At 71.3% G+C, this 15,537-nt stretch carries 20 protein-coding genes; 10 read left to right on the top strand and 10 right to left on the bottom strand.

Annotation, left to right across the window (positions count from 1 at the left end):
- Nucleotides 1-23: 23 nt before the first annotated feature.
- On the bottom strand, nt 24-176 hold the full coding sequence (locus OVA02_RS16785; RefSeq protein WP_157485397.1) for a hypothetical protein: 153 nt from the start codon (nt 174-176) through the stop codon (nt 24-26).
- A gap of 210 nt (nt 177-386) precedes the next feature.
- Between OVA02_RS16785 and OVA02_RS16780 the strand changes: the two genes are divergently transcribed.
- Entirely contained in the window at nt 387-956 is a 570-nt protein-coding gene (locus OVA02_RS16780; protein WP_267658878.1) for a GNAT family N-acetyltransferase, read from the top strand.
- Here the strand turns inward: OVA02_RS16780 and OVA02_RS16775 are convergent.
- Complete coding sequence (locus OVA02_RS16775) at nt 953-1,549, bottom strand: hypothetical protein (protein ID WP_267658877.1); 597 nt, start codon at nt 1,547-1,549, stop codon at nt 953-955. The genes OVA02_RS16780 and OVA02_RS16775 overlap by 4 nt on opposite strands.
- A gap of 75 nt (nt 1,550-1,624) precedes the next feature.
- On the opposite strand from OVA02_RS16775, the gene OVA02_RS16770 reads away from it, so the two are divergent.
- The gene (locus tag OVA02_RS16770) at nt 1,625-2,227 is read left to right on the top strand and encodes a hypothetical protein (protein ID WP_200413668.1); all 603 of its coding nucleotides are present in this window, start codon (nt 1,625-1,627) and stop codon (nt 2,225-2,227) included.
- A 124-nt stretch (nt 2,228-2,351) separates the two neighbouring features.
- On the opposite strand, the gene OVA02_RS16765 is transcribed toward OVA02_RS16770, so the two are convergent.
- Nucleotides 2,352-3,731, bottom strand: coding sequence for a hypothetical protein (locus tag OVA02_RS16765; protein ID WP_267658876.1), 1,380 nt, complete (start codon nt 3,729-3,731; stop codon nt 2,352-2,354).
- Between the two features lie 209 nt (nt 3,732-3,940).
- On the opposite strand from OVA02_RS16765, the gene OVA02_RS16760 reads away from it, so the two are divergent.
- Complete coding sequence (locus tag OVA02_RS16760; RefSeq protein ID WP_267658875.1) at nt 3,941-5,050, top strand: hypothetical protein; 1,110 nt, start codon at nt 3,941-3,943, stop codon at nt 5,048-5,050.
- A gap of 222 nt (nt 5,051-5,272) precedes the next feature.
- Here the strand turns inward: OVA02_RS16760 and OVA02_RS16755 are convergent, their stop codons facing one another.
- Genes OVA02_RS16755 through OVA02_RS16735 form a run of 5 tightly spaced genes read right to left on the bottom strand, consistent with a single transcriptional unit; the run spans nt 5,273 to nt 7,246 of the window.
- Nucleotides 5,273-5,986 (bottom strand): GAF and ANTAR domain-containing protein, encoded by a 714-nt coding sequence (locus OVA02_RS16755; RefSeq protein WP_123570731.1) that lies wholly within the window; start codon nt 5,984-5,986, stop codon nt 5,273-5,275.
- Nucleotides 5,979-6,284 carry an ANTAR domain-containing protein gene (locus tag OVA02_RS16750; RefSeq protein WP_267658874.1) on the bottom strand — a complete coding sequence of 102 codons (306 nt, stop codon included), beginning with the start codon at nt 6,282-6,284 and terminating at the stop codon, nt 5,979-5,981. Before OVA02_RS16750 ends, OVA02_RS16755 begins: the two co-directional genes overlap by 8 nt.
- A gap of 57 nt (nt 6,285-6,341) precedes the next feature.
- Nucleotides 6,342-6,638 carry a GAF domain-containing protein gene (locus OVA02_RS16745; RefSeq protein ID WP_267658873.1) on the bottom strand — a complete coding sequence of 99 codons (297 nt, stop codon included), beginning with the start codon at nt 6,636-6,638 and terminating at the stop codon, nt 6,342-6,344.
- Nucleotides 6,639-6,692: 54 nt separating this feature from the next.
- Nucleotides 6,693-7,043 (bottom strand): hypothetical protein, encoded by a 351-nt coding sequence (locus OVA02_RS16740; RefSeq protein ID WP_056047067.1) that lies wholly within the window; start codon nt 7,041-7,043, stop codon nt 6,693-6,695.
- Nucleotides 7,040-7,246: a hypothetical protein gene (locus OVA02_RS16735; RefSeq protein ID WP_148053650.1), complete on the bottom strand. Its 207-nt coding sequence runs from the start codon at nt 7,244-7,246 to the stop codon at nt 7,040-7,042. Before OVA02_RS16735 ends, OVA02_RS16740 begins: the two co-directional genes overlap by 4 nt.
- Before the next feature lie 250 nt (nt 7,247-7,496).
- Between OVA02_RS16735 and OVA02_RS16730 the strand changes: the two genes are divergently transcribed.
- Together OVA02_RS16730 and OVA02_RS16725 are read left to right on the top strand one after the other, a co-directional pair.
- Complete coding sequence (locus OVA02_RS16730) at nt 7,497-7,814, top strand: ATP-dependent DNA ligase (protein ID WP_267658872.1); 318 nt, start codon at nt 7,497-7,499, stop codon at nt 7,812-7,814.
- Complete coding sequence (locus OVA02_RS16725; protein ID WP_192124265.1) at nt 7,814-8,050, top strand: hypothetical protein; 237 nt, start codon at nt 7,814-7,816, stop codon at nt 8,048-8,050. The genes OVA02_RS16730 and OVA02_RS16725 overlap by 1 nt, the downstream gene beginning before the upstream one ends.
- Here OVA02_RS16725 and OVA02_RS16720 read toward each other — a convergent pair.
- Both OVA02_RS16720 and OVA02_RS16715 read right to left on the bottom strand, forming a co-directional pair.
- Nucleotides 8,029-8,298 carry a hypothetical protein gene (locus tag OVA02_RS16720; protein ID WP_267658871.1) on the bottom strand — a complete coding sequence of 90 codons (270 nt, stop codon included), beginning with the start codon at nt 8,296-8,298 and terminating at the stop codon, nt 8,029-8,031. The genes OVA02_RS16725 and OVA02_RS16720 overlap by 22 nt on opposite strands.
- Nucleotides 8,299-8,620: 322 nt before the next feature.
- A complete protein-coding gene (locus tag OVA02_RS16715; protein ID WP_056047057.1) occupies nt 8,621-9,559 on the bottom strand; it encodes a LysR family transcriptional regulator in 939 nt (312 codons plus the stop codon).
- Between the two features lie 98 nt (nt 9,560-9,657).
- Here OVA02_RS16715 and solA point away from each other — a divergent pair, with 98 nt between their 5' ends.
- The 5 genes from solA to OVA02_RS16690 all read left to right on the top strand — a co-directional run bounded on the left by solA (nt 9,658) and on the right by OVA02_RS16690 (nt 15,455).
- On the top strand, nt 9,658-10,950 hold the full coding sequence (solA, locus tag OVA02_RS16710) for an N-methyl-L-tryptophan oxidase (protein WP_267658870.1): 1,293 nt from the start codon (nt 9,658-9,660) through the stop codon (nt 10,948-10,950).
- Nucleotides 10,951-11,017: 67 nt separating this feature from the next.
- Nucleotides 11,018-11,848, top strand: a complete 831-nt coding sequence (locus OVA02_RS16705) for an ABC transporter substrate-binding protein (RefSeq protein WP_267658869.1) — start codon at nt 11,018-11,020, stop codon at nt 11,846-11,848.
- A gap of 70 nt (nt 11,849-11,918) precedes the next feature.
- Nucleotides 11,919-12,728 carry an amino acid ABC transporter permease gene (locus OVA02_RS16700; RefSeq protein WP_082460470.1) on the top strand — a complete coding sequence of 270 codons (810 nt, stop codon included), beginning with the start codon at nt 11,919-11,921 and terminating at the stop codon, nt 12,726-12,728.
- Entirely contained in the window at nt 12,725-13,492 is a 768-nt protein-coding gene (locus OVA02_RS16695; RefSeq protein ID WP_159825338.1) for an amino acid ABC transporter ATP-binding protein, read from the top strand. Before OVA02_RS16700 ends, OVA02_RS16695 begins: the two co-directional genes overlap by 4 nt.
- A 187-nt stretch (nt 13,493-13,679) precedes the next feature.
- On the top strand, nt 13,680-15,455 hold the full coding sequence (locus OVA02_RS16690) for a hypothetical protein (protein ID WP_267658868.1): 1,776 nt from the start codon (nt 13,680-13,682) through the stop codon (nt 15,453-15,455).
- The last annotated feature ends 82 nt before the right edge of the window (nt 15,456-15,537 follow it).

The raw sequence follows: 15,537 nt of genomic DNA, 5'->3' as shown, positions 1-15,537 counted from the left end.
GGTCGGATCGCGGGGGCGCCGGGTCAGACGGCGGCGGGGCCCTGGGCGGGCAGGGCCGCGGCCGCGGCCGAGGTGCGGGCGGGGGCGGACGCGAGTCGCGCCTCCTGGGCGGCGTCCCAGACGACGCCGTCGACGTCGTCCTCGCGCAGGCGGGTGGGGGTGCTGTGGGTGCTCATGGGTGTCTCCTCGGGCGGGCCCGTCGGGTCGGACGCGTCAGACGATGGTGCGGCACGGTGGGGTCGTGCCGCGGCCCCCAGTTCGTGGGCTGTGATCGATCACCGTAGCGGATGCGCGCGGGGCGTCGTGACCGGTGGCCGTGGCCGGCGCCGCGCCTCCTCGTCCACGGTCCCTAGGATCGTGCGCATGAGCACGTCAGGTGAGGACCGATGATCCACGACGTCGCGCTGGTGGGGCACGGCGTGCGGCTCGATCCGCTCGCCGTCGAGGATGCTGCCGCGCTCTGGCCGCTGACCGACGACGGGCTGTGGGCGGGCATGGTGACGCAGCGTCCGACGAGCGTCGCGGCCTACGCCGAGCACGTGGAGGCGCAACTCGCGAACCCGACGACCCTCGCGTTCACGGTGCGCGGCGAGGACGACGGCCAGGTGCGGGGCACGACGACCCTCTACGACCTCGTGCCGGCGCAGGGGCGGGTCGAGATCGGCAGCACCTGGTACGGCCGCCCCTTCTGGGGCGGACGGACGAACCCCGCGACCAAGCTGCTGCTGCTCACGCACGCGTTCGACGCCCTCGGCCTGAACCGGGTCGCGCTGCGCTGCGACGCCCGCAACCTGCGGAGCGCGGCAGCGATCCGTCGGCTGGGCGCCGTCCCCGAGGGGATGCTGCGTTCGCACCGCGTCGCCGCCGACGGCACCCTGGGCGACACGGCCTACTTCTCGATCGTCCGGGCCGAGTGGCCCGACGTGCGGGCCGGCCTGGAGGCGCGGCTCGCCTAGTCGCGGGTCGCCGGTGAGGCGACCTCCAGCGCCTCGAAGAGCTCGTCGGCGACCAGGTGGGACTCGTTCGACATGAGGGTGATCGGGGCGCCGCCCTCGACGTCGACCATCACCCAGCGGCCGCCCCGCCGACGACGGCGTTCGTCCACCGGAGTGACGCGGACGTCGTGCAGCGCGGCCACGGACCACTCCTCGGCCGTCACCCCGCGCAGGCGCGAGACCGGGTCGGGCACGTAGCGCAACCGCGTCGTGGACAGGGCGAAGCGACCGGGGTAGGCCGCGCCTCCGGTGGGCAGGACGCGCTCGGCGAAGGTGCCCCAGAGGAGGCGCTCGCCGGGGTCCACGGAGAGGCGTCGCCAGGACGAGAGGGCGAGGGTGCGCAGGGCGAGCACCACGACGGCGGCAGCGAAGAGGACGGTGCCGACGAGCATGACGAACCACGAGCCGTCACGGCCCTCGGACTGCGCCCGCCAGGTGAGCTGGGCGACGAGCAGCAGGGTCAGGAGCGCGTACAGGCTGACCATCCAGGCCTGAGCGCCCCGCAGCTTCTGCTCGGAACGGTGGCGAGGCGGGTCGGGTACGGCCTTGTCCATGAGGGATTGTCTACACCAGGGGAGTGGCGGGGTCGTCTCCGACGCCTCGGGGGCGCGGCCCGGTACGGTGACGGCATGTCCGACGAGACCTGGATCGTGTTCGACGACGAGCCGAAGCAGAGGGTGCTGGTGCGGGCGATGCGGGTCTTCCTGCCCGCGACCGTGATCCTTGGGACGGCCGGTGCCTTCTTCTCTCGAGGCGGCGAGTCGCTGGTCGATCTGTTCGGCCCGATCGCCGTGCCGATCTCGTTCGTGTTCTGGGCGACCGCCGCCGCGGTCGGGTGGAACGTCGTGCTGTGGCTCAACGCCCCCTTCGCGATCGACCTCGAAGGGCGTCGACTGCGCATCCGCCATCGGGTGGTGCCGTTCGACCAGGTCGAACGGGCCGAGCTCGTGGGGCTGAGCGACGGCGACCAGGCCGGTCTGCTGCTGAAGATCGGCCGACGTCGGGGGCCGACGGCGTCCGTGCTGCTCAGGGAGCGGTCGACGCCCGCGCTCGACGACGCCCGACGCGACCTGCTGATCGAGGTGATCCGCGCCTCCTCGATCGCCCGCCCGGTGAGCCCGCACGACCCCACCGGGAAGTTCGGGCGGTTCAACTTCCCGGGGACGCTGGACAAGGCCGCAGCCGAGCAGGTCGTCCGCGACCCGCCGGCCCCGGGTGAGCCCGCGCCCTGACGGGTGGCCGCGGCGGCGCCGCGCTGCGCCCCGCCGCACGCCGCCACGATGTCCACAGCCCGCCACGAGATCTCGTGGCGGGCTGTGGACATCGTGGCGGCCTGAGGGGCCCGCCGGGTTCGACTCAGCGGCGACGCAGGCGCAGGCGCAGGCGGCCGGCGACGAGCGCACCGGCCCCGGCGAGGACGGCGCCGAGGGCCCAGGTCACCGCGGTCGAGGGCTCCGACCCCGTGTAGGCGAGCGACGTCGCGCGGGTCGGCGTCACGGCGGCGACGCGACGAACCGGCAGTGCGGTCGGGGCGATGGTGCCCGGGGTCGTGACGGCGGGCGCGACGACGGCCGGGGCGACCGAGAAGACGACGGTCTCCGAGAAGTCGCTCTCCGTCGTGAAGTCGGCGTCGAAGGTGTAGGCGTCCGTCGCGAAGTCGCCGGAGGGCAGGACGAAGCGAGCCGCGAAGCGTCCGTCCGCGTCCACGGGCACCACGGCCGTCGCGGAGCCCGAGACCTCGTAGGGGACGGGGTCGACGTCGACCTGGATCTCGAAGGCGATCTCGTCGCCGGTGGGCTCGGCGTCGGACGTCGGGTCGGGCTCAGTCGTCGGGTCGGGCTCAGTCGTCGGGTCGGGCTCAGTCGTCGGGTCGGCGTCCGGCGACGGCGCATCGGTCGACGGGTCGGGCAGCTCGGTGACCAGATCGTCGGCGTCGTAGACCTCGACGAGGGCGTAGCCGCCGGGGATGCCGTTCTGGCCGTTCACGGTGACGACACCGGCCGTCGCGCCGACCGGTGCGACGAGCGCGGGGGCCGGGACGGAGGCCGTCACCGGCACGTCGGACGAGGTCGAGAGGCCGCTGCCGTCCGTGACCGTGACCGTGACGACGCCCCCGACGGCGAAGGTCGCCGGCAGCTCCACCCAGAACACCGTCGATCCGTCCTCGTCGAAGACGGGGGAGTCGTCGAACGAGACGTAGTCGGCATCGGCGGGCACGCCGTCGCCCGACACCGTGACGTCCACGACGTCACCGGGTGTGAAGCCCTGGGCGACGACCGGGAAGGCCTGGCCCGGGTGCGCGGCGGTGACGGGGATGAGGACGAAGAGGTCGTCGACGACCACGTCGGCCGCGGCTTCTGCCGGAGCGACCTCCTGGGTCGAGGCCGGGGTCTCGACCGGGGCGTCGGCCTCAGGTGAGGCCGCGTGGGTCGTTCCCTCCGACGATCCGCTGGTGTCGGTGGCGCCGCTCGCGGGCGTCGCGGGGGCGACGGCCGGGGCGTCGGGTCCGGCCTGCTCGGGCACCGCCGGTGCGGCCTCGCCCGGGACGGTCACGGCGGTGGCGCTCGTCGAGTCGGCCGACGTCGAGTCGGTCGGCGTCGAGGTGCCGGTCGGGGCGCCGGTCGACACGGGGTCGCCCTCGGCGGCGAAGGCCGTGGCGGGCGTGAGGACGAGGGCCGCGGCCAAGGCGACGGCGGGCAGGGCGGTGGCGGCGCCGAGGCGGCGTGATGTGGACATGGTTCCCCCGGGACGAGTGGTGCCGCGCGTCGGGTGAGCGCGGTCGGTCGACTGTAGACAGCACGGTCGGGCCGGTCGACGGGCGGAGTCGGCTGCGGGCCTCGTCGTGACGAGACCGTGATGCCGTTGTCCCCCGTCCCGCGGCGACCGGGTACGACCGTTGCGCGATCGAGACGGCCCGCGCCTCCTCTGCTCGGTAGCGTCGGGGCATGGGGACGACGACGAAACGGGTCGGGGCGGCGTTCGCGTCGATGTTCGCGACGACGATGCTGTTGGTGGCGTGCACGAGTGGCGGTGCGGGCGGTGACGACCCGGAGCCGTCGACGCCGGTGGCCTCCGGGCCGACGGCGACGGCGACGGCGACACCGGTCGCCGACTCGCCGGTCACCGAACTCGGGGTGGACTGCGCAGGTCTGTTGTCCGCCGAGACCGCCGGTGCCTTCGACGCGTCATGGACTCCGCGGGACTACTACGACCGCGACTCCGTCAGGCCCTCGGACTACGCGATCGCCCAAGAAGGTGGGCTCTCGTGCACGTGGAACGACGGAGGGTCGTCGGACGGCAAGAACAACCCGACCGGGGGCGGCGGCTACAGCGGCCTGCTCGTGCAGGTTCTCCCGCACGCCGGTGACACGTGGCCGCGGTTCGTCGAGATCTACGGCGACGACCCCGACGGCCGGTGCTTCGGCGACGAGACCTTCCGGGGCTGCACCTTCGACCAGCTGGTCGGCGACAGCTGGGTGTCGATCATCGCGACGGAGTTCGCGCCGTCCGTCGAGGCCACGTCCGAGCAGCGCTTCGCACCGGTCGTCGCCGAGGTGACCGAGGTCGTCTCGTCGGCCGACGTGGTGGACGACCCCTGGCCGCTCGGCGGGCCGGCCCGGCCCTGGTCCTGCGTGGCCGACGCCGCGCTCGAGCGCGAGGCCCTCGGCGCGGGTGACGACCTGTTCGTGTTGACCCCGGGCGGTGGCTGGTCGGTCTACGCCGCGGCCTGGAGTCGGGCGGTCGCCACGTCGTGCTCGATCCTCGACGACACGACGCCCTACAGCAGCGAGAGCGTCCTGGCCGGAGGCGCCTGGGCCCTTGAGCAGCGCATCGAGTTCGGTCTGCTCGACCCCGACACGGCCGTGAGCGTGCCCGGGCTCGCGGACGGTGACCGGGCGTACCGGTCCTGCTCGGCGACGGAGTGCGTCACCGACCTCGTGCTGGGTGACGACTGGGCCCGGCTCACGGTCGACCGCGCCACGGTGCCCGATACGGAGGCCGCCAGCGAGCGGCTCGTCGAGGGCTACGTCGCGCGGGCGGCGGCCGCGGTCTGATGGTGAGTGCCCTCCGTCGAAACGGGTGATCGTTGGAGGGCACTCACGGGCCGATGGTCTTCGGGAACCGATCGGCCACCCCTCGCGAGCCGGGTTCAGGCCGGCCCGCGACGGGCTCGGTGAACAGACTCGCAGTCACGTCGCCCCCTGAGAAGGGGCTGGACAAAGTTGGTCGTCATCGCTTAAGCAGGTCCGGCGGCCATGGCCGGTTCGCGTTGGAGGTCAGAGTTCGAGGCGGCGCTCGACGACGTCCCGGGCGACGTCGGCCAAGCGGGCGTTGTGGTCACGAGCATGGCGCCGGAGTACGTCGAAGGCGGCGTCGGTGCTGACGCGGCGGGTCTCGGACACGACGCCCTTGGCCTGCTCGATGACGACGCGCGTGCCGAGGGCGGTCTGCAACTGTCGCTGCACGACGTCGCCCTCGCGCACCGTGCGCTCGTGCAGGATGCCGATCGTGGCGACGTCCGCCAGCGCCTGGGCGGCGCGGATGTCACGGGGGTTCAGGTCGCCGGTCTCTCGACGCAGGAGGTTGAGCGTGCCGATCGTCTCGGCCCTGAGTCGGAGGGGGATCGCGAACACCGAGGCGAAGCCGTGCTCGGACGCGGCCCGGGCGAACGGCAGCCACCGGTCGGGCACGGTGCCGAGGTCGGGCACGCTGACGGAGGCGCCGGTGACGTAGCAGTCGAAGCAGGGGCCCTCTTCGGAGTCCAGCTGCATGACCTCGATCAGGTACGACGCCTCGCTGGTCGAGGCCACGACGTCGAGCGCTCCGTCGGCCTCGGCAAGAAGGATGCCCGCGGCGCTCACGTCGAACAGGTCGACCGTGGTGTCGACCAGCGTCTGCAGCAGTTCGACGACGTCGTAATCGGCGACGAGGGTGTCGGCCAGGGTGGTGAAGACGTCGACGAGATGGGTCTCCCGGTCGGTGTTACTCATTGCGGTGTTCCTCGATTCCGTGTTCTGAGGCCGAGAACGTCAACCGCCCACGGAGGATGTCGGTGGCCACGTCGATCACGCGGGCCCCGGTCGAGAACGCGTAGCCCTGCAAGAGGAGGTGCGCATCGTCGGCCGACACCCGGGCCTGGACGAGGATGCGTCCCGTGGCCTGGTGCACGATGCGTCGCGAGTGCGCCCCGACGGGCTCGACTTCGAGGTTGTTGTCGCGTCGCTCCCGTTCGAGCGTGTGGCGCAGGACGGCCCGACTGACGGCTCGGGCCAGGATCTGGGCCCGCATCACGGCCTCGCCCGGCATCTCGTCCGGCCGGTCGCTGTACAGGTCGATGGCACCCAGCTACAGGGGGCCCACCCGGACGGGGAACACGAACATCGCCTGGACGTCGAGGTCGACGATCGCGGGGCCGAACGTGGGCCAGACGGCACTGGACGACGCACGCGCGTCGGACACCAGCACCGGGCTGCCGGTGCGCATGGCGTCCCAGCACGGGCCCTCGCCGAGGTCGAACTGCAGCTCGTCGAGCCGCAGGGCGGTGTCGTCCGTCGCCGTCAGGGTCTCGCTGCCGAGGACGGGGCCCACGGTGGCGATCGAGACCCCGGAGACGGGGAAGAGGTCGAGGAAGGGCCGTGACAACGAATCACCGATCGGCGCACGACTCAGCGCCTCGACCGCGTCGATCCGTCTCGATCAACTCTGGGTCAGGTCGGGTTCGGGGTACGCGCTGTCGACGTGCGTCTCCGGGTCCAGAGGGTTGGCCGACGGTGCGTGCCGCAACGCGTCGAGGCGCCGCTTCATGTAGGCGAGCGCATCGGCGTTGTCGGGCTCGGGCAACTCGGTGTGGGCACTCTCGGCCATCAGCGGTGCACCCCCGCCGAGCAACAGGATGGCTCGCACCTCGTCACCGTCCGAGCTGATCGCCGCGAGTTCGACGTCGTCCGCGTCGTGGTGGTGGGCCAACGCCGCGGCGTACTCGAGGACCGTGACGGCCGTCTCGTCGCCGAGCAGGAACGACTTGTCGGCGAAGGTCATGTGCTTCACCGGGTGCTCCCTCGCGAGGACCTGCCGTCGTGGGCGGGACGGGGCAGGAAGAAGTCCTCGTAGGCGGGCAGTCGGTACGCACTGCTGCTCCGGTCGATGCCGGTCAGGCCGATGCTCACGCGGTGTGCTCGAGAAATGCCGGGTTTGGGGTACGTGTGGATCACCGCGGGTCGAGCGAACGGATTGGTTTCGTAGGTGCTCATGACCGACTTTCCTCCCGGGGTGACCGACCTCCGCTGGCCCGGGGATCGGTCTCCAATCTATGAAGACCCCCCGTTCTGGTGAAGAGGGTTGACCTGTCGTCAGTTTTGTGGGAGAGAGGATTATCGGGTTGAAAGGGTCGGTGTCGGGGGACAGATGTCGTGTAGCGTCTGGTCGCATCGGTCGTCCATCGACCCGTGCGTCGAGCGGCCGTCTGGGCCCTGGTCGCTCCGCTCTCGCAGAAGGCCAGACATGGGCAAACTCGCTTACGACCGCTCGTTGACCATCGATTTTGACGACCGCACCCTCGCCCATCTCCAGATCGTCATCGGCATGAAGATGCGTCGCGGTGAATCGTTCTACTTCTCGTGGAAGGACGACCATCAGGTCGGAGACGGCCGCACGAGCATCTGGCTGCACCCGACCATCCCACTGGTGTACAAGTACTATGGCTCGCGCAGCCCGGCCATCAACCCTGCATGGATCCACGCCCTCGAGGTCAGTGCCAACACGAATGCGGGTCTGCAGATCGTGCCCGAGCCCTCCGTGCCCGCCAGTAAGGCCACCTGATGAACCGCATCGACATCGTCTACGACGGCCATGCGTACACCCTGTCGAACACGTCGCTCCAGGACCTCAAGGCCCGCGTCCTGGCGACCGCGACCGGCGGCGAGCCGTTCTGGCTGACCGTCAACGAGGGGGCCGGCACGCTGAAGGCCGTCGAGGTGCTGATCACCGCGTCGTCGCAGCTCAGCGTGGCCGAGATCCGGCGAGAGCCGGACGACTACGCCGACTCGGCGGCGTAGTAGTCGAAGTCGGGGAGCTCCGCGACGGAGGCTGCCGACGGCTCGTCGACACGGTCGACCGTCTCGAACCAGATCTCGGTCCGACCGGTGACCAGGACGGACACGTGGCTGCCCGACGCCGTCTCGACGTCGACGAACGCCGGCGCTCCGCCGGATGCGGCGACGATCCGTCCCTTCAGGGCGTCGACGTCGCTCTCGGACGACAGGCGGATGGCTTGTTGACGTGTGTAGAGCGTCGTCACGGGCATGGGATGGACCTCTGATCTCTTGGTAGCGGTTGTACGCCCGGTCTCGTCGTGTCCGAGGTCTGGAGACACGATGGTCGGCCGCGGCGGGCACTGGTCGTCACACTAGGCCGCAGGCCTGTGAGGGGCCGCGACCCCTAGGGCGGGTAGCGGCCCCGCGACGCGACGATCGTCGCATCGGTCTCCGCCGACACGGCCGTGTGACGAGACCGTGCCGCCCGTGAAGCACTGGCAGGAGATGCTCCATCCTCTCCGGCCCGGGGAGGATGCGCACCGGGCTTGACACGGGACGCGACGTGCCCCAAGTCGTGCTCGCGTCGTCGGTTCAACCGCCGATCAACTCGAGGGTGATGCGCCCGGCCCGCAGGTCGCGGTCGCGCATCACGGTGAGCTCGGTCCGGATCTGCGCCGTGAAGGCCGTCGTCATCGGGTTCGGCCGGCCGGAGAGCCAGAGCATCGACAGGGCCGTCCGCGCCCAGTCCTCGGCGATGGTGACGAAGCGGACGCCGGGGATCGGGATGTACGACGAGAGGTAGGGCATGAGCGAGACGCCGAGGCCGCAGGCGACCGTGCTCAGCATCGAGAGGTCGTTGACCGCGTGGATGGGGATGCGGGGGTTGAACCCGGCGCGGACGCACGACATGACGATGCGGTCGTAGGCCTGGGGTGCGTCCTCGCGGTTGAACATGATGAAGTCGTCCTCGGCCAGTTCGCCGAGCGGCACCGAGGTCTCGCCGGCCAGGCGGTGGGTGTCGGGCAGGGCCACGACCAGCGGCTCGAGAGCCAGCTGCTCGACCTCGAACCGGTCGTCGATCGACCGGACGCGCGTGAACCCCAGGTCGACCGACCCGCGGACGAGGTCGGACAGGATCGCCTGCTCCTCGCTCTCCTCGACGAGCACCCGGGCACCCGGGTGCGACGCGGAGAACGCCCGCACCACGGTCGGCAGCAGGCCGGCGAGCACCGAGCTGATGCTGCCCACCCGCAGCGGTTGGACGTCGGCCACGACCGAGTCGAGCAGCGACTCGGTCTGCTCGATCTGGTGCAGGATGCGCTTGCCTTCGCGCTTCAGCAGTTCGCCCGCGGGGGTCAGTCGGGGGGCCGTCCGCGCCTGCCGCTCGAACAACCGCGTGCCGAGCTTCGCCTCGAGTCGTGAGATGGCCTGGCTGAGCGGCGGCTGGCTCATCTGCAACCGCGCGGCGGCCTTCGTGAACGACAGGTCGTCGGCGACCGCCATGAAGTAGGTGAGTTCTCGGATCTCCATGACGGGCCTCTCGTCGGTCGCGCCTCATATGCAGCGCGTATCAGATCATCCCTTTTTGGTATTTGAGGGCGCAAGTGCCGACGCAATAGACAGGGGCCATGAACGACGCCACCACCGCCTCCTCGGTACCAGGACCCACCGACCCGTCCCTCGACGCCGACGTCATCGTCGTCGGGCTCGGCGCCTGGGGGGCACAGGCGCTCTGGCGCCTCGCCGAGCGGGGACGGCGCGTGATCGGCGTCGAGCGCTTCGGCATTGGCCACCCGATGGGCTCGACCCACGGCGCGACCCGGCTGTTCCGCATCGCCTGCATGGAGCACCCGGGGCTCGCCCCGATCGCGACCCGCGCCCGCGACCTCTGGTGCGACCTCGGCGAGCGCACCGGTCAGACCCTCCTGCGTCAGACCGGCGGCGTCATGGTCGGCCCCCGCGACGGCCACGTCGTCGCCGGCACCCTGCGTGCCGTCCACGAGGCCGGGCTCGAGTCGACGGTCTTCGAGCACGACGAACTCGTCGCGCGGTTCCCGCAGTACGCCGGCTTCGGCCCCGACGACATCGGCGTGTGGGACCCCGCCGCCGGCATCAGCTACCCCGAGAAGGGCGTGCGGGCCGCCGTCGAGGTGGCCCGGTCGCTCGGCGCGACCGTGCTGACCGACACCCGGGTGACGGCGATCGACCCCGTCGACGGGGGAGTCGAGGTCACGGCCGGGGGACGCGTGCTGCGGGCCGCCCGCGTGGTCGTGACGCTCGGTGCCTGGACCCCGCAGTTCGTCGACCATCCCCTCGTCGCCCGCCGCACCCCGCTCTTCTGGTTCGAGGGCACGACCCCCGAGGCGACGGCACCGGGCGGCGACTTCGACCTCGCGGCCTTCCCGGTGTTCATCCGCCAGCTGCCCGACGGCACCACCCTCTGGGGCCACGGCGCCGACCGGGGCGACGGTGACGGCTACGCCGTCAAGATCGGCCTCGAGGACTCGGGCGGTGCCTTCGAGGACGCCGAGGCCGACACCGTGGACCGGTACATCCACCCCGCGGCGGACTACGGCATGCTCTCGGCAGCCGTGGCCCGGGCCTTCCCGGGGCTCGACCCGACCCCCGCCAAGGCGATCGCCTGCATGGTGACGAACTCGCCCGACCGGCAGTTCGTCATCGGCCACCCCGGCGGCGACCCCCGCGTCGTGGTCGCCGGCGGCGACAGCGGCCACGGCTTCAAGCACGCCCCCGCGATCGGGGAGCTGCTCGCGCAGCTGGCCGTCGACGAGGAACCGTTCACCGACATCGACTTCATGAGCCCCGACCGCGGCTACGACGGCACGTCCTGGCTCGACGAGGACGACCACACGGCTGCGGCCGCCACCGACACGGTCGACCGCCTGGCCGTGCCGTCCTGATCGACCCGACCCGCGCCTCCCGAACCCACCCCGCACTCCCCTCGCACCGCCCTGACAGGAGAGAACCATGACCAGACGAACGACCACCCGCCTCACGGCCGCCCTCGCCGCGGTCGCCGCCCTCGGCCTCGCCCTGACCGCCTGCTCGTCGGGCGGCTCCGAAGCCGGCGCCTCGAACGAGCTGGACACCGTCTCGGCCGGCACGTTGCGGATCGGCACGACCGGCGACACGAAGCCCTACGCCTACACCGAGGACGGCGAGCTGCAGGGCTTCGACGTCGAGATGGCGAAGGAGGTCGCGAAGCGCCTCGGGCTGAAGACCGAGTTCGTCACGCAGGAGTTCTCGGCCCTGCTGCCCGCCGTCGCCAACGGGCAACTCGACATGGCGGCCGCGTCCATCAGCGACACCGAAGAACGCGAGAAGACGGTCGACTTCAGCGACCACTACTTCATCGGGTACATCTCGGTCCTGGCCGCCGACGGCTCGGGCATCACCGACGACGAGTCCTCGCTCGACGGCAAGCGCCTCGGCATCGTCCAGGGCACGATCCAGGACAGCTACGCGCAGGAGAACTTCACCGGTGCCGAGCTCGTGCGCTTCCCCGACAACAACAGCGCCGTCGCCGCGCTGGGCTCGGGCACCATCGACGCGCACTTCCTCGACTTCCCCGTGGCCGAGGAGTACGCGGCGGCGTCGAACGGCTCGCAGACCATCGCGATCAACGTCGCCGTGCCGGAGTTCCCGGTGGGCTTCCCGATCGCGAAGGGCAACGACGCACTGAAGACGGCCGTGGACGGTGCTGTCGCCGACATCGTCGCCGACGGCACCTGGCTCGAGATCGACCAGGAGTTCTTCCCGGACCAGCCCGTGCCCGACGAGTTCCAGCCGAGCGAGTGAGCAGGGGGCGACCGTGAACTTCTCCGACGCGCTGGCCAACATCGGCCGCAGCTTCTTCGACGGCGAGGCGATGCTGCGCACGCTGCCCGACATGCTCGCCTACGGGGTGTGGAACACGCTGCTGCTGGCCCTCTGCGCCACGGCGATCGGCATCGTGGTCGGGCTGCTGCTCGCGGTGATGGGCACGAGCCGCCATCGCCTGCCGCGCGTGCTCAGCCGCATCTATACCGACGTGTTCCGCGGCCTCCCGGCCATCCTCACGATCCTGCTGATCGGCACGGGCCTGTCCCCGCTGTTCAACCTGTTCACGCGGGGGAACCCGTACCCGCTGGGCATCCTCGCCCTCAGCCTGATCGCCAGCGCGTACATCGGCGAGATCTTCCGGGCCGGCATCCTCGCGGTCGACCGCGGCCAGCTCGAGGCGTCCCGGGCGCTCGGCATGAGCCACGGCGACTCGATGCGGCTCGTCGTGATCCCGCAGGGCATCCGCCAGGTGCTCCCGTCGCTGGTGAACCAGTTCATCGCGATCGTCAAGGACTCGTCGCTCGTGTACTTCCTCGGCCTGATCACGTCGCAGCGCGAGCTGTTCCGCATCGGGCAGGACGCGGCCATCACCAACGGCAACCTCTCGCCGCTCGTGCTGGCGGGCGTGTTCTACCTGATCATCACGGTGCCGTTGACGCACCTGGTCAACGTCATCGACCGCCGGCTGCGCGAGGGCCGCTCGTTCGGGAGGCGCCCGTCGGGCACGGTGCCACCGGCCTCCCCGCCGACCTCGGCGGGAGCGGTCGCCACGGCCGCCCCCGCCACCTCGGCCGCCACCGCCTCGGCCGCCACCACCGAACCCCTCGCCCCCGCCACGTCTGGAGCCCCTCGATGACCACCCTCACCGCGCCTCCTGCCGTGCCCTCGGTCCAGACCGCCGGCGACCTCGAGATCCGGGGCCTGACCAAGGACTTCGGCGCCACCCGGGTGCTGCACGGCATCGACCTCGTGGTGCCCGCCGGTTCGACGACCTGCATCATCGGCCCCTCGGGGTCGGGCAAGTCGACGGTGTTGCGCTGCATCAACCGCCTCGAGGAGCCCTCGGGCGGCGAGGTGCTGCTCGACGGGACGGACGTGCTGCACGGCTCCGAGGACGCGCTGCGTCGTCGGGTCGGCATGGTGTTCCAGCACTTCAACCTGTTCCCGCACCGGACGGTGCTCGACAACATCGTGCTGCCGCTCCGCCGGGTGCGTCGGGTGTCGGCGGCCGAGGCCCGACGGGTCGCGCTCGAGCGCCTCACCGAGGTCGGGCTCGCCGAGAAGGCCGACGTACGGCCCGCGTCCCTCTCGGGAGGCCAGAAGCAGCGCGTCGCCATCGCCCGGGCCCTGGCGCTCGGCCCCGAGGTCATGCTCTTCGACGAGGCCACCTCGGCCCTCGACCCCGAGCTGGTCAAGGGCGTGCTCGCCCTGATGAAGGGCCTGGCCGGCGCGGGCATGACCATGGTCGTCGTCACCCACGAGATGGGCTTCGCCCGCGAGGCCGCCGACCAGGTCGTCTTCATGGACCGTGGCGTCGTCGTCGAGGCCGGGCCGCCGGCCCAGCTCTTCGACCACCCGCGCACCGACCGGCTGAAGACCTTCCTCGACCAGGTGCTCTGACCGCAGGACCCGAGGAGGCGCGGTGCCGGCGTGACCGGCACCGCGCCTCCTGCAGTCTCCGCACTTTTCCCGCACCCCCCCGTTCGCGTACTGGACAGGGGGGTCTTGTTTCGTCGTGGAGGCGGGCGTAGCGTCCGGATCGGGTGGCAAAGACGCCACCGGAGACGAGAAGATCATGCACAGACGGATGAGGACTCTGATCGCGGCGGGGGTCGCCGCGAGCGTCGTGGGGGCGGTGGTGCCCGCGCTCGCCGCGCAGTCGGCACCGACCGTGACCACCAGCGACCGGCCGGAATTCGGCCCGAACGTGACCGTGTACGACCCGAGCGTGCCGGCCTCGACGATCCAGGCCGACATCGACGCGGCCTTCGACGCGCAGCTGCGCAACCCGACGGCGCAGTTCGGCGGCCAGCGCCACGCCTTCCTGTTCGAGCCCGGCACCTACGGCCGGGTCTTCGCGAACCTGGGCTTCTACACGGCGCTGCAGGGGCTCGGCAAGGACCCCGACGACGTCACGATCCGGGGTGCGGTCAACGTCGACTCCGGGTGGAACGCCGGCGACGAGAAGAACGCCACCCAGAACTTCTGGCGGTCGGTCGAGAACCTCGCCGTCGAGCCGGAGTCGGGCGTCGACCGCTGGGCCGTGTCGCAGGCGGCACCCATGCGTCGCGTCCACATCAGGGGCGACCTGACGATGGGGCCGTCGAACCAGGACGGCGGACAGGGCTACTCGTCGGGCGGCTACATCGCCGACAGCAAGGTCGACGGCACCGTCAGCTCGGGGTCGCAGCAGCAGTGGTACACGCGCGACTCGACCCTCGGTTCGTGGCAGGGCGGCAACTGGAACATGACCTTCTCGGGTGTGCAGGGCGCGCCCGCGAACGACTTCTCGAAGAGCTACACGACCCTCGCCACGACCCCGGTCACGCGCGAGAAGCCGTACCTCTACGTCGACGACGCGGGGGACTACCACGTGTTCGTCCCCGCGCTGCAGCGGGACTCGGCCGGGGTCACCTGGCCGGGCACCCCCGGCACCGACCTGCCGATGCGCGACTTCTTCGTCGCGCACCCGGGCGACTCGGCCGCGACGATCAACGGTGCCCTGGCGCAGGGCCTGAACCTGTTCTTCACGCCGGGCACCTATCAGCTCGACCAGGCGATCGAGGTCACGCGGGCCGACACCGTCGTCACGGGCATCGGGTTCCCGACGCTCGTCCCGACCAGCGGCGACGCGGTGCTGACCACGGCCGACGTCGCCGGGGTGAACGTCTCGGGGCTCGTCGTCGACGCCGGCACGCAGAACAGCGACCAGCTGATGCGACTCGGCACGACGGGCTCGCACGTCGACCACGCGGCGAACCCGCAGAGCGTGCAGGACGTGTACTTCCGCGTCGGCTCGAGCATCCAGGGCAACGCGACCACCACGTTGCAGGTGAACTCGGACGACACGATCATCGACCACATCTGGGCCTGGCGTGCCGACCACGGCGGCGCCCCCACGGGCTGGACGGTCAACCGCGGCGCGACCGGCGTCGAGGTGAACGGCGACGACGTCCTGGCCACCGGCCTGTTCGTCGAGCACTACCAGCAGTACCAGGTGGTGTGGAACGGCGAGCGCGGCCGCACGGTGTTCTTCCAGAACGAGCTGCCGTACGACGTGCCCGACAACGCCTCGTGGCAGAGCCCGACCGGTGAGGGCTGGGCGGCGTACAAGGTCGCGGACGGCGTGACGAGCCACGAGATCTGGGGTGGCGGCGTGTACTCGTTCTTCAACGCCAACCCGCAGGTGCGCCTGGCGCAGGCCTTCGAGGTGCCCCGGGTGCCGGGCGTGAAGGCCCACGGCGTCTTCACGGTCTCGCTCGGTGACGTCGGCACGATCTCGAGCGTCATCAACGGCGTCGGCGACTCGGTGCCGACGCCCGCGGGCAACACCGTCCCGAGCCGGGTGGTGACGTACCCGTGACCGGACGCCCTGACGACACGAACCGACTCACGGACACGAACCGACGCACGGACACGAACCGACGCACGACGACGAGCGGAGA

The organism is Frigoribacterium sp. SL97, assembly GCF_026625765.1.
GTDB lineage: Bacteria > Actinomycetota > Actinomycetes > Actinomycetales > Microbacteriaceae > Frigoribacterium.
Note: the sequence above shows the minus strand (reverse complement) of the source record. Positions and strands in the feature narration are given on the sequence as shown.

Bases quoted from the DNA above. Each gene is read 5' to 3' on its own strand.
- OVA02_RS16785 (WP_157485397.1), bottom strand. From the start codon at position 176: ATGAGCACCCACAGCACCCCCACCCGCCTGCGCGAGGACGACGTCGAC.
- OVA02_RS16780 (WP_267658878.1), top strand. From the start codon at position 387: ATGATCCACGACGTCGCGCTGGTGGGGCACGGCGTGCGGCTCGATCCG.
- OVA02_RS16775 (WP_267658877.1), bottom strand. From the start codon at position 1,549: ATGGACAAGGCCGTACCCGACCCGCCTCGCCACCGTTCCGAGCAGAAG.
- OVA02_RS16770 (WP_200413668.1), top strand. From the start codon at position 1,625: ATGTCCGACGAGACCTGGATCGTGTTCGACGACGAGCCGAAGCAGAGG.
- OVA02_RS16765 (WP_267658876.1), bottom strand. From the start codon at position 3,731: ATGTCCACATCACGCCGCCTCGGCGCCGCCACCGCCCTGCCCGCCGTC.
- OVA02_RS16760 (WP_267658875.1), top strand. From the start codon at position 3,941: ATGGGGACGACGACGAAACGGGTCGGGGCGGCGTTCGCGTCGATGTTC.
- OVA02_RS16755 (WP_123570731.1), bottom strand. From the start codon at position 5,986: ATGAGTAACACCGACCGGGAGACCCATCTCGTCGACGTCTTCACCACC.
- OVA02_RS16750 (WP_267658874.1), bottom strand. From the start codon at position 6,284: ATGCGGGCCCAGATCCTGGCCCGAGCCGTCAGTCGGGCCGTCCTGCGC.
- OVA02_RS16735 (WP_148053650.1), bottom strand. From the start codon at position 7,246: ATGAGCACCTACGAAACCAATCCGTTCGCTCGACCCGCGGTGATCCAC.
- OVA02_RS16730 (WP_267658872.1), top strand. From the start codon at position 7,497: ATGGGCAAACTCGCTTACGACCGCTCGTTGACCATCGATTTTGACGAC.
- OVA02_RS16725 (WP_192124265.1), top strand. From the start codon at position 7,814: ATGAACCGCATCGACATCGTCTACGACGGCCATGCGTACACCCTGTCG.
- OVA02_RS16720 (WP_267658871.1), bottom strand. From the start codon at position 8,298: ATGCCCGTGACGACGCTCTACACACGTCAACAAGCCATCCGCCTGTCG.
- OVA02_RS16715 (WP_056047057.1), bottom strand. From the start codon at position 9,559: ATGGAGATCCGAGAACTCACCTACTTCATGGCGGTCGCCGACGACCTG.
- solA (WP_267658870.1), top strand. From the start codon at position 9,658: ATGAACGACGCCACCACCGCCTCCTCGGTACCAGGACCCACCGACCCG.
- OVA02_RS16705 (WP_267658869.1), top strand. From the start codon at position 11,018: ATGACCAGACGAACGACCACCCGCCTCACGGCCGCCCTCGCCGCGGTC.
- OVA02_RS16700 (WP_082460470.1), top strand. From the start codon at position 11,919: ATGCTGCGCACGCTGCCCGACATGCTCGCCTACGGGGTGTGGAACACG.
- OVA02_RS16695 (WP_159825338.1), top strand. From the start codon at position 12,725: ATGACCACCCTCACCGCGCCTCCTGCCGTGCCCTCGGTCCAGACCGCC.
- OVA02_RS16690 (WP_267658868.1), top strand. From the start codon at position 13,680: ATGAGGACTCTGATCGCGGCGGGGGTCGCCGCGAGCGTCGTGGGGGCG.